This is a genomic window from Morganella sp. BCCO 40_0007 (genome assembly GCF_032989665.1).
Lineage (GTDB): Bacteria > Pseudomonadota > Gammaproteobacteria > Enterobacterales > Enterobacteriaceae > Morganella > Morganella sibonii.
Genome location: NZ_JAVBIN010000003.1, coordinates 277,868 through 290,182, shown reverse-complemented (window position 1 = coordinate 290,182; position 12,315 = coordinate 277,868). Strand labels below are relative to the sequence as shown.

Here is a 12,315-nt window from a genome sequence, read left to right as displayed (position 1 = left end):
ATACATTAATGACAACGAATATTCATCAGCACCGCATTCTTATCCTCGACTTTGGATCGCAGTACACTCAGCTGATCGCGCGCCGTATCCGTGAAATCGGCGTTTATTGTGAACTGTGGGCATGGGATGTCACTGAAGAACAGATCCGTAATTTCAATCCGAACGGTATTATTCTCTCCGGCGGCCCGGAAAGTACCACTGAACACAACAGCCCGCGCGCACCGGAATATGTCTTCAGTGCCGGTGTGCCGGTTCTCGGCATCTGCTACGGCATGCAGACCATGTCTATGCAGCTCGGCGGCGCGGTGGAAACCTCTGACGAGCGCGAGTTCGGTTATGCGCAGGTCGAAATCCGCGAAACCTGCGAACTGTTCCGTGACATCCACGACATGCTGGATGACAACGGCAAACCGATGCTGGATGTCTGGATGAGCCACGGCGACAAAGTCACTGCTATCCCGTCTGATTTCGTCACCGTTGCCAGCACTGAAACCTGTCCGTTCGCAATCATGGCAAACGACGAAAAACGTTTCTACGGCGTGCAGTTCCACCCGGAAGTGACTCATACTCACCAGGGACTGGAAATCCTCAAACGTTTCGTGCTGGATATCTGTCAGTGTGAAGCCCTGTGGACGCCGGAAGCCATTATCGAAGACACCGTTATCCGTCTGCGTGAGCAGATCGGTGACGACCACGTCATCCTGGCGCTCTCCGGCGGCGTGGACTCCTCTGTGACCGCGATGCTGTTAAACCGCGCTATCGGCAAACGTCTGACCTGTGTATTCGTGGATAACGGCTTACTGCGTCTGAACGAAGCAGAGCAGGTTATGGAGATGTTCGAAGGTAAATTTGACCTCAATATCATCCACGCCAAAGCGGAAGATCGTTTCCTGAATGCCCTGAAAGGTATTGCGGATCCGGAAGCCAAACGTAAAGCTATCGGCCATACATTCATTGAAATTTTTGATGAAGAAGCATCAAAACAGAAACAGGTCAAATGGCTGGCGCAGGGCACTATCTATCCGGATGTGATTGAATCTGCCGCCTCTGAAACCGGCAAAGCGCATGTAATCAAATCCCACCATAACGTCGGCGGCCTGCCGGAAGATATGGAACTGGGTCTGGTTGAACCGCTGCGTGAACTGTTCAAAGATGAAGTCCGCCGTATCGGTCTGCAACTCGGTTTGCCGTACGATATGCTGTACCGCCATCCGTTCCCGGGCCCGGGTCTGGGTGTCCGCGTGCTGGGCGAAGTGAAAAAAGAGTACTGCGACATCCTGCGCCGCGCCGATGCTATCTTTATCGAAGAACTGCACAAAGCAGATCTGTACCACAAAGTCAGCCAGGCATTCACTGTCTTCCTGCCGGTACGTTCTGTCGGTGTCATGGGCGACGGCCGTAAATACGACTGGGTTGTCTCACTGCGTGCCGTCGAAACCATCGACTTTATGACCGCTCACTGGGCACATCTGCCATACGACCTGTTAGGCCGTGTCTCCAACCGCATCATCAATGAAGTCGACGGTATTTCCCGCGTCGTATACGACGTCAGCGGCAAGCCACCTGCGACGATTGAGTGGGAATAATCCCCCAATAAGAACTCGCTGGCACTGACTGGCAAAATAACGACTTAAGCTCATGTAAAAATGGGCTTTTTTTGTTTTTGTTGCTTGCCGTGTCCGGTACTTATTAGTGATCTCTTTCCAAAATCAGACCGGACCATCTGCAACCCGGAACAACGAGGGGTGTTTCCTCGTCGTATTGTGCTGACAAGTCAGAGCGTTGCCCGGGATTTAGCTGAAGTTGAAAACTCTAATCAGGAAAGTTTCAGATAAGGGGGAGTGGACAACAGAACTCCATCTTGTTTAGAAGGAGCTCTGACCTAATGATACCGGAACAAGAATAACTGGCGGTAGTGGCTTTACTGCTTACGATAATATTGGCATCTGTACCATCTATCAATGAATAGTTGAACGAGACTTTCCATCACCTTCATAGCGTTTATTCCTGCCAACACGATACCAACCTACTATTTTTCTCCCTTCAACACCATGTGGAACAGCTATTTCCTTCGCATATTCATAGAACCTTCTTCCTAAGGATTTACCCGATTTATCCTGCCAGACTCCCGGATGACTCAAGACCTCATTCACATCAATATGTTCCTTCTGGCGTTTTACGATATACATATAACCTTCAGTTTCTTTTTGTACAGCATATCTTCTTGCGATTTTTTCATCTGTTGTGAAACTTACAAATACACTCTCTGCATTACTATGCACATATTTAACTAAATCTTCATTATTACCTCTTGGGGTAAAGCCCTCCTTTAAAATAATATCAGGTGAGCGCGTATCCCCTCTGAATATGATATTATCACCCATGTTTTTTAATTCTCTTTTTATCACTCTGTGAGGATATTTACTGACCGCAAGCTTGTCTGTATTGTTGATATCAAACAAAGCTCTCAAGTCATCTGTAATATCATTGTCTGTATCGAATATATCATTTCCTTTTGAAAGTGAAATCTCTGCATCAGCTTGTGCACTACTAAATAGTGCTTGTGCATTTTGCGATAGTTCATCAAATTCATCATCAGGTAAGCTGGAGTATTGATTTTTAAGAAGAGCGATTAACTGAGCCCACGCATTTGTGTCCTGAAAAGCATGCAGGATCCCTTCCCGGGGTAAGCCATCATTAACAAGATCGTCAACAGTTATCAACCCCGAACTATCAAAATTTGATACAGGATTATTCCGTACCATCCGGAACAGATTCAGGCCATCGACGGTCCCTGCGGGGTCGGCAGACAACCATCTGCCTGCCCATGGCTGATAATACCGGTAACCTTAGTAATACAGCCCCGTTGCATCCCGTTCTTTCCCTGCGTATCTGACCGTTTTACAGCTGTCCGCCACGTTGCGTGCCGTCCATATCGCTGTGCCGCCATACGGATAATATTCCTCCCGGCTGATGAGGTTCCCGTAGCCGTCCAACTCCAGAGTGCTGCTGCCGCTCAGGTTGTCATAGCCGTATCTTATCTGGTCGTTGCTGATACCATCCGGCCTGCCGCTCTCCCAGTGCAGCACGCGTACCTGCGCACGGCCACCCTTGCTCATGGTAACCACCTGCAGGCTCTCCATTTCCGTGTTACCGCGGATTGTGCTCCGGTGTTCCAGACCCGGCAGGTACAGCGCATGCTGTGTCTGCGTACTGTTGCCGGTCTTCTGTATGCTGACCTTCAGAATTCGCTGGCTACCCGCGTCGTAGCGGTAGCTCTCCCTGTCATCGGCGTCACCCTCACGCACCACTGGTGCCACCTTCAGTAACTCGCCGCGTGATGTCCAGCTCAGTACCTGCCCCGGCAGTAACTGCATCTGTTGCCCGCCGGGGGTAAACAGTGCATCAACGTCTGAGGGGTTTTCCGTCAGCGTGCTCAGTACCCCGCGGTTACTGCAATCGCTGACGGTGATGCGGGTTGTGTAACCTCTGCCGGTTGCCGGGGAATGGCGTATCTGCGTCAGGTTGCCGCCGCTGTCGTAGCTGTAGATGCGGGTGTAGTTCGTGTATGTGGCACTGTCGAAGAGGGCAGCATCAGGAAGGGCATGACTTTGCCGGCCGGCGTTTGCCATTTCACGCCCGGTGGCGCTGACCAGCCGGTAGAGACTGTCATACGTATACCGGTTCTCCGGTGCCACTTTCTGGTTACGCCAGAAGCGCGTCTCTTCAGCGTCGTTACTGACGCCCAGCACGTTACCCACCGGGTCGTACTCATAGCGCAGGTCCTGCAGTACCTTCGTCCCGGAGGCGTGTCCTGCCGGCCGTTCCGTTTTAATCCCGATCAACCGCTGCGTCTCTGCTTCATACGTGTACGCGGTTACCACGCCGTTGCCGTGCTCCTCGCGCAACTTTTGCCCTGCGGCCGAGTATGTCAGGGAGGCAACGATGGGCTGCTCTTTTCCGCCCTTAAGGGTCAACCAGCTGCCCGACAGCTGGCCCGCCACGTTATAGGCCACCCGCTGCCGGTTGCCTTTTGCATCCGTGGTTGTCAGCACTGCGCCGGTGGCATCTGCTGTGTTCAGGGTGGTGTACGCCTCGCCAGCCAGCAGTTCGCTCAGGGCCGGGGTATCGGCGCCCTGCCAGTCGGCCACAGTATCCGGATTGTCCGCGTCATTTAGCAATCGGCGGGTGACGGAGAGCGGGACGCCGGTCATGGAAATACTGTCGGTCTGTGTTAAGCCGGCCGTGTCGTAATGGCAGACGCAAGCACCGGCGAGGTTCAGAACTTTTTCCGCATCAGTATTTCCGCCATAAACAAAGCGCTCCGTGATGCGGGCGGTATCATCAGCTATCTGTTCAGTTATACTTAGCGGACGGCCGGGAAGCGCTGCGTCCTCATATTGCCAGGTATGCGTCACGGCCTGGTCTCTGTCCCGGGTGCCATCGGCGGTGGTGCTGATATTGCTGACCGCGATAAAGGGGCGGCCTGCGATATCGTTCAGCGCCACAGTCATGCCGTTATCCACGCCCTGCGAACGCAGAACGTTGCCGGCCAGGTCCGTAAGATATGTGAAGTTCGCCAGTCCGGCGTCGTGCATGCGCGGGTCAGTACTCTGCGTCAGAAAGCCGCGGGCGTTGTACTGATGACGGGTGATACGCTCACGGGTAACGTCCGGGGAATCCGGATGGCGGTAGTACGCGATGTCGCGCACGGTCAGGCCACGGTTATCCAAAATGGATACTTCCGGAGTTTTGCTATATATATTATTCATAGTGCTTTCTCTTATATGTACAGCATAAATATTGCTGTCCTTTGATACACTGATGTCAAGTCAAAGAGAACTATTCACCCGCAGTGTCGTTTTCATCCTCACTCACTGTAAACCATGGCGTAAATAACTGGTGACGCAGACCCCCCTTAGCTGTTTTAACTTGCCACTCACGCCCTGCAGGATCGTAATAATGCGTATCTGCATACAGATCTGATCGTGCAGATTCATCTCTCACATACTTCCAGCTATCAAGAAAATAGGGTTGATAGCTACGAATTGGTTGCCCTTTATTATCAAATTCAGTTTTGCCGGTGACGACCCAGCGTGAATTCGTATACACTGCTTCGGGTAAATTATCAGCACCGACTTTTAATACGCCTTCATCGGTACGCTGCCAGGCTTCACCAGCTTCAATGCGTACAGAGCTTTGCAACTCCCGGCCAAATCCGTCACTGAATACAACACTCTGTCTGACTTGCTGATTTGAATCACTGTCATAGAGGTCGGTGGTGAGTACAACGATATGAGGGGGTAATTTAGACGTATTTTCCCATGTCCAGCTATCAGAAATATAAACATAGCATTGCGTAACAGGGAGTGGGGCACTAAGTGCCAGTGCATTTTCAGCATTAACCGGGACAGTAAATAATCTGTCACTGTACCCTGCCACGGCACCATTCTCTGCACCACAGAAACGACTGCTGGTCACCCGCCCCAGTGCATCCAGCGTAATGCTGTGAACATTATTGTTAATATCCGTAATTTGAGCCGGCTTCAGGAATCGCCAGTCATAATGTACTTTCACGGTGAATCCTGCAGCATCTCTGTATTGGGTAATAACACAACTGTGCGGGTCCCGGGTGATCGTATTTTTCCCGGTTAACGGCGAGTTGCGATAGGCGAGAGGGTGCCAGAATAGAGACTTACCGGCATATTCCGTACTCCCTGAACGAGTGACCCAGAGTTTTTTCGTTTTTTCAGCATTTCGCGTAAAGAGGTAATCGGCCTGTTGATAACCAGCCTTTAAAAACTGTTCGGAAATGTCATCATCAGGCAATGAAATTTGTATCTGTTGCAATATTTCCTTATCGAAGATGGCTGTATCGCTAAAGGCTGCGCGGGGAGGAAAGGCTGGCGTTGTTGCCACCGGCGTGTTGTTTATGTCCAGCCAGTAAGTCTGTTGTTGTCCTGTTAATGAATAAGGATTGCTGTCAGCAATGGGGCTGTCATCGCTGTTCAGAATCTCCAGACTCATCTCCCCGGATGGGATCTTACCTGATTCGACAGTAAAGATATCACTGCGGGTTTTGTCCGGCAGAGCAGTAATCCATTCGCCTTTTGGCAGATTATCCAAATGATGCCAAGAGGACTGTGAAAGAAGCAGATACAGATTTTGCTGTTGCTCATCATAGCTACCGGCAAACAGAGTCTCCGGCAGGGTATCGGGGTAAGGATTGACAGCAGGTCGGGTTCGGCGGGGATAATTGACACTAACCATCCGTAAAGGTTGACCATACCGGTCGCTGCTCAATATGATTTGCTGAGAGCACTGCGGATCGGAGGCAACGCGTTCATAGAGGTAACTTCGGCTTTCTATGACGGAGGACCAGACGGTTGGTGTACTTCCTTTTTTTTCAATCAGTCGTGTCTGTAAGCGTTGCTCGGTAATACTATAAGGTGTATTTGCCAACTCACTGCCATCAAGGCCATATAATTCACTGCGCAACAGTAAACCTTTCATTGCCCGGGTAAGCCAGAAAGCATATTGCTGTTGCTCTTCTGCGGAGCAGTCAGTCTCATCATCGCTTTCACCCGTAGTAAAACGAGGAGTGAATGCTGAAAATGAATTATCATCGCCAGACCAAAATGAGGATATACATGCGGTGTCAATTGCATCAATGCCTGTGGCATACCAACTACACATTAAAGACGGGAATGCCACGTCATCAGTGCCGTCATTGGTGGCAACGTGGTCAGTATCCTGCAGCGCGACATAGCCAAAACCGCGAAATTCCCGTTCTTTTCCATCCCAGGCCCCGTGACGATAGGTGATTTCACTTACCAGATGATTACCAGTGATCTCATCATTCGTTTCGGTGCGCCACAGGGTGTGTAAAGGGAAAGGAAGATGGCAGGAAGGCCGCGGTGCTCCGCGTTTCCTTGCTTCTGCTTTTTCATCCAGCCAAAACTGGGCTGAGCTGCGGTATTTTAATCGCTGGGTGGCCCCCATATTAGTTCTGCTCTCAACGAGCAACCATGGTTTCTCTTTTGTAAGATGCAGTACATAGTGGTGTGTTTTCATATGGGGAACAATAAGCAACAAACTGGCTAACCCTAATCCCTGCACATCGGCAGCCTGTAACTGACACGTATGATCGTAATGAACACCAGGTGGTAATGCGATATCCAATGGTGCTGAAAACTGATTGCCGCTCTGGTTACGAAAAATAGCAAGCCTGTCAGCATAAGCATAGATCACATCAACAGCCCCGCTGCCATCAACGTCTGCAAGACAGACTTGATCCGGATTAAAGTCCTGCTCTGGTATACTAAATCCGGGCAGGATGATAGGTTGGCCAAAGCGACCATGTCCCAGATTCGGCCAGCAGGTAACACCATTGGCATTCACCCGGACGAGATGCTGTTGACCGGAGCCAAGAGGGTCGCTAAAAGCGACGAGAGTTTTTGGATCAGCGTCAGGTATCGGTAATAAAATGTTATCTGATTGGCGGACTGTTTGACCTGCCAGCCAGTTTTTTCCCTGACCAACATAGAGTCTGACACTGTTAGGGCCAATCAAAACCAAATCGGCTATTCCACTGCCGGTAATATCGGCTCGTTGAGCCTGAGGATGGCTAAACTCTACAGGCAACGCGGATAGCGGTGAAAATTGCAGCCATTGTTCAGCATTATTCCTGTCACGACCGTAATAGCCGCTAACGCCGCCATGTATAACCAGCCACTCCAGGTATCCATCACCATTTAGATCAATCAGCATCGAACCTGAGCACAATGAAGGTATGCTGGTGAGAAGGTGAGGTTGACTCCATATTACTGCATTACGATCATTACTTTCGCTGTCGCGTTCTGGTGCACGATACCACCATGCATCACTATCCTGGTATAATATACCTGCGATACCTTCTCCCCATAAATCAACATATTGCCAGGATTGCAGAGGAGTTAAGTGTTTAAGATCGAGTTTTTGCCAGTCTGACGAATTCCCTGTTTCATCAAACATTGACCAGCGCAGTGTCAATGGTGGTAGTACTAATGGGGATGCTTTATCATTGTCCTCAAATGCCATTTGGCAGGCAGAGACTAACGTGGTGATGAAGGGCGATTCATTATAAGTTAGCAGAAACCGGGAAACTAACGCTGGTGTATCCTCGCCGGAAGCTTTACCCGCTAATGTCTCCAGCCGATGGAACATCAGAATTTGCCGGCATAGTCGCCGGGTACGAAGATCGGAACCATAGCTATAGTCAGAAAAGCAGTCCCGGCGACAAGGCCATTGCGCAGAAGCGGTAAAGCCGGGAACGTCAGTGACGGTGGTGCTGCGTGTTCCATAGTCAAAGATGAGAATAAATAGCCAACCAGCGTTAAGTGCATCTTGCCCGTTTAAACAGGGAAACTCATGTCCGGCCTTCAGATTACCGTAATAGACTTCGCTTAAGTAACGCTGGGCAGTCGCGTTTGTGTGCGCACTTTTCTCTTCAAAACTGCAATTATCGTCGTTTTCCGATTGCCATAAATACCAAATTTGTTCGCCGGTTGCAGATACAGACGCATTAAGTAACCATTGTGCCGTATGAGTATTATCGGCAGAGGCTTCTACCCGTGCTTGTGATTCATAGCCCAGCAAATGGGCCTGGCCATCCGGGCTGTAACATACCCAAAAATCATTTACATTTTCACCTTCTTCTGGTTGCCAGTATTCAAAACGGCTAAAATCATGCTCTACTCTGGAACGGTAAGTAGTTACATTGAAAGTAGTATTCAGAGTTGTTTCTAATAGAGTCTCCCTGGGTTCAACAACAAGATTAGCTTTGTCATCTAATAAAGGTACTAACACCTCACCATCAGGCGCAACAAACTCATCCGCAGGTCCATAGGCCGGAACCCCGATATGAGTGCGGCGGCTAATCGAAGGTAGCCCGATAAACCAGCCGATACCAAAAGGCCCATTGCCCGCCTGATTACTGTAATTGAGGCTAACAGAAGGGGCATAGCCTCTTCCTGCTGTAATCGGCAGAGGCAATGAGAGTGTCGCTGCACCATCAGGCCCGACAGCGCCTATCCTCCCCCCGATGTTGGTGATAGCACCACCACCTTTTGGTAGTGAGGGGGGATCTAATCGTATATTTTTGGAATACTGCATAATTCTGACTCCTTAACGGGTCGGTTAAAAGCCGGTTCTTATCTGGCTGATACTCGCCGATTCATGCTACAGGCAGGGAGCTGCTTCTCTGTAAAACCTGATTCAGTACTTGCAAAACGGAGGTAGTTCATAGATGTAATATGTGGCGTTACTGCACTCGTTCTGACGACAAATCTTATCGATCTTCATGCCGGAATCAGTCAACTTTAAAATACTGACAATCTGCGACCCGGTAAAACGTGCTTTCTTCATCATGACCTCTGCTGTTTTCACTAATTATAGTTGGTCCATTTTAGGGAAAGCGGAAAAGCCAGCTCGCAGAGCTATTCATCTGTTTTGTAAAAATCAGCATAAAAAACAACATAATCAACAGATAACAAATCTCATTCATTTTTTTTGACTTCTAAAGTCAAATTTGCCATCTGGTCATTATCAGGTGAGAACTTATTATGTTTCCTGTCAGTAAGTGAGTTTAATACTCAGGCGTTATCAACTTAACTAATTGAACAGGAATATATTATGTCTAAATTAGAGCTGTTAAGTCCGCAAAACTTCGCCGTTATTTTTATTGATCATCAGCCGCAAATGGCTTTTGGTGTAGCTAATATTGACCGTCAGCAACTGAAAAATAATACTGTTGGTCTGGCAAAAGCAGCAAAAATTTTCAATGTGCCGACCATTTATACCTCTGTTGAAACAGAAAGCTTCAGCGGATATATCTGGCCTGAATTACTCGCCGTCCATCCTGAATCAAAACCTATCGAACGTACCTCCATGAACTCCTGGGAAGATCAGAAGTTTGTCGAAGCCGTTAAAGCAACCGGCCGTAAAAAATTAGTTATGGCGGCATTATGGACTGAAGTCTGCTTAAATTTCCCGACCTTAATGGCGATTGAAGCCGGTTATGAAGTTTATATTGTGACTGATGCATCCGGCGGTACGTCAGTTGATGCGCATGAACGTTCCATTGACCGTATGGTGCAGGCCGGGGCTGTTCCTGTGACCTGGCAGCAGGTATTACTGGAGTACCAGCGTGACTGGGCCCGCAAAGAAACCTATGACGCAGTGATGGGGCTGGTTCAGGAGCACAGCGGTGCTTACGGTATGGGGGTTGATTATGCCTATACCATGGTTCATAAAGCACCTCAGCGCGTTATCAGATAACAGCGTTATAACCGGGGAGGTCACTCTCCGGTTATTTTTTTATGCCGTTTGCCACAATACGCTTTGATAAGCAGTGAGTTCCTCATAAACAGGAAACACATCATGATGAATAAAATCTTCGCATCAAAAATATTTATTAACGGTGAGATTCATACTCTCGATCGTGAAAATCCCGTTGCTCAGGCCGTTGCAGTCCGTGACGGTAAATTTATTGCTGTCGGAACCAACGATGAGGCCATGCAGCTCCGGAATGAAGAGACGGAGATTATTGATCTTAAAGGGCGGGTGATTATTCCCGGCCTGAATGACTCGCACCTCCATCTTATCCGCGGCGGGCTGAACTATAACCTTGAATTACGCTGGGAAGGGGTACCGTCATTATCGGATGCCCTGACGATGTTAAAAGCACAGGCGGATGTGACACCGGCGCCGCAGTGGGTGCGGGTTGTGGGCGGCTGGAGTGAGTTCCAGTTTGCCGAAAGACGGATGCCGACATTAGACGAGATAAATGCCGTTTCACCGGATACGCCGGTTTTTGTACTGCATCTTTATGACAGTGCGCTGCTGAATAAGGCAGCACTGCGGGTGATTGGTTATACCAGAGAGACACCAAATCTGCCGGGCGGGGAAATTCAGCGGGATGAGCACGGTAACCCGACCGGTATGCTGATTGCGAAACCGAATGCCATGCTGCTGTATTCCGCTTTGGCGAAAGGCCCGAAACTGCCTCTGGATTATCAGGTTAACTCAACCCGTCAGTTTATGCGTGAGCTTAACCGCCTCGGGGTAACCAGTGCGATTGATGCCGGTGGTGGTTTTCAGAACTACCCGGAAGATTATGAGGTGATCGCGGAACTGGCAAAACAGAATCAGCTGACCATCCGTATCGCCTATAACTTGTTTACTCAGCGTCCGAAACAGGAACTGGAGGATTTCCGCGAATGGACATCCATGGTGTCGCCGGGGGAGGGAACCGATTTTTTCCGTCACAATGGTGCGGGGGAAATGCTGGTATTTTCTGCGGCTGATTTTGAGGATTTTCTGCAACCAAGGCCGGATCTGCCGGACAATATGGATGCGGAACTTGAAGCCGTGATCCGCCACCTCGTTGAGCACCGCTGGCCGTTCCGTCTGCATGCCACCTATGATGAATCTATCAGCCGCATGCTGGATGTGTTTGAAAAAGTAGATAAAGAGATCCCGTTTGACGGTCTGCACTGGTTTTTCGATCATGCGGAAACCATCAGTGAAAAAAATATTGAACGGGTAAAAGCCCTGGGCGGCGGATTGGCAATCCAGCATCGTATGGCATTCCAGGGGGAATACTTTGCGGACAGATATGGTCATGAAGCGGTGAAACACACGCCGCCGGTGGCAAAAATGCTCAACGCAGACGTACCGGTCGGTCTGGGAACGGACGCAACACGGGTGGCCAGTTATAACCCGTGGACAGCGCTTTACTGGCTGGTGTCAGGCCGGACAGTCGGCGGTATGAAAATGTACGATGACAATAACCGGTTAGACAGAGATACCGCGTTAGAGTTATGGACTATCGGCAGTTCCTGGTTCTCTGATGAACAGGGTAAAAAAGGGCAGATTAAATCAGGGCAGTTTGCGGATTTTATTGCCTTGTCTGACGACTATTTCCGTGTACCGGAAGCAGAAATTAAAGCGATTGAATCCCTGCTGACGGTGGTAAACGGCGAGGTTGTTTACGGCAACGGTATTTTCGGACCGCTGGCACCGCCGTCAATTCCGGTTTTACCTGACTGGTCACCGGTTATTAAAGTCCCGGGGCATTATTCTTATTTACAGCAGGAAAATAAAGCCGCGATTCTGAATCAGTTACACCAGTGCTGCGGCTCGTGTCACGTCCACGGCCATCAGCATGATATTGCCCGTAAATCGTCTGTACCGGTTGCGGATGATAATGCCTTCTGGGGCGCGCTGGGGTGTTCCTGTTTTGCATTTTAATTATTGCTGTGTCTGTTAATACGG

At 49.6% G+C, this 12,315-nt stretch carries 6 protein-coding genes and 1 pseudogene; 3 read left to right on the top strand and 4 right to left on the bottom strand.

Annotation, left to right across the window (positions count from 1 at the left end; genetic code table 11):
* Window positions 1-8: 8 nt before the first annotated feature.
* A complete protein-coding gene (guaA, locus tag R5268_RS05615; protein WP_317418921.1) occupies window positions 9-1,586 on the top strand; it encodes a glutamine-hydrolyzing GMP synthase in 1,578 nt (525 codons plus the stop codon).
* A 372-nt stretch (window positions 1,587-1,958) separates the two neighbouring features.
* Here guaA and R5268_RS19425 read toward each other — a convergent pair whose 3' ends face one another.
* The 4 genes and pseudogenes from R5268_RS19425 to R5268_RS05595 all read right to left on the bottom strand — a co-directional run bounded on the left by R5268_RS19425 (window position 1,959) and on the right by R5268_RS05595 (window position 9,405).
* The gene (locus R5268_RS19425) at window positions 1,959-2,723 is read right to left on the bottom strand and encodes a hypothetical protein (protein WP_410795823.1); all 765 of its coding nucleotides are present in this window, start codon (window positions 2,721-2,723) and stop codon (window positions 1,959-1,961) included.
* Window positions 2,721-4,772, bottom strand: a pseudogene (locus tag R5268_RS05605) (RHS repeat-associated core domain-containing protein); the annotation flags it as partial. The pseudogene R5268_RS05605 and the gene R5268_RS19425, both read right to left, overlap by 3 nt.
* 70 nt (window positions 4,773-4,842) lie before the next feature.
* Window positions 4,843-9,153 carry a SpvB/TcaC N-terminal domain-containing protein gene (locus R5268_RS05600; protein ID WP_317418920.1) on the bottom strand — a complete coding sequence of 1,437 codons (4,311 nt, stop codon included), beginning with the start codon at window positions 9,151-9,153 and terminating at the stop codon, window positions 4,843-4,845.
* A 102-nt stretch (window positions 9,154-9,255) separates the two neighbouring features.
* On the bottom strand, window positions 9,256-9,405 hold the full coding sequence (locus tag R5268_RS05595) for a transposase (RefSeq protein WP_410795822.1): 150 nt from the start codon (window positions 9,403-9,405) through the stop codon (window positions 9,256-9,258).
* Between the two features lie 267 nt (window positions 9,406-9,672).
* Between R5268_RS05595 and R5268_RS05590 the strand changes: the two genes are divergently transcribed.
* The gene (locus tag R5268_RS05590) at window positions 9,673-10,317 is read left to right on the top strand and encodes a hydrolase (protein ID WP_317418919.1); all 645 of its coding nucleotides are present in this window, start codon (window positions 9,673-9,675) and stop codon (window positions 10,315-10,317) included.
* A gap of 105 nt (window positions 10,318-10,422) precedes the next feature.
* On the top strand, window positions 10,423-12,291 hold the full coding sequence (locus R5268_RS05585) for an amidohydrolase (RefSeq protein ID WP_317418940.1): 1,869 nt from the start codon (window positions 10,423-10,425) through the stop codon (window positions 12,289-12,291).
* Window positions 12,292-12,315 lie beyond the last annotated feature (24 nt).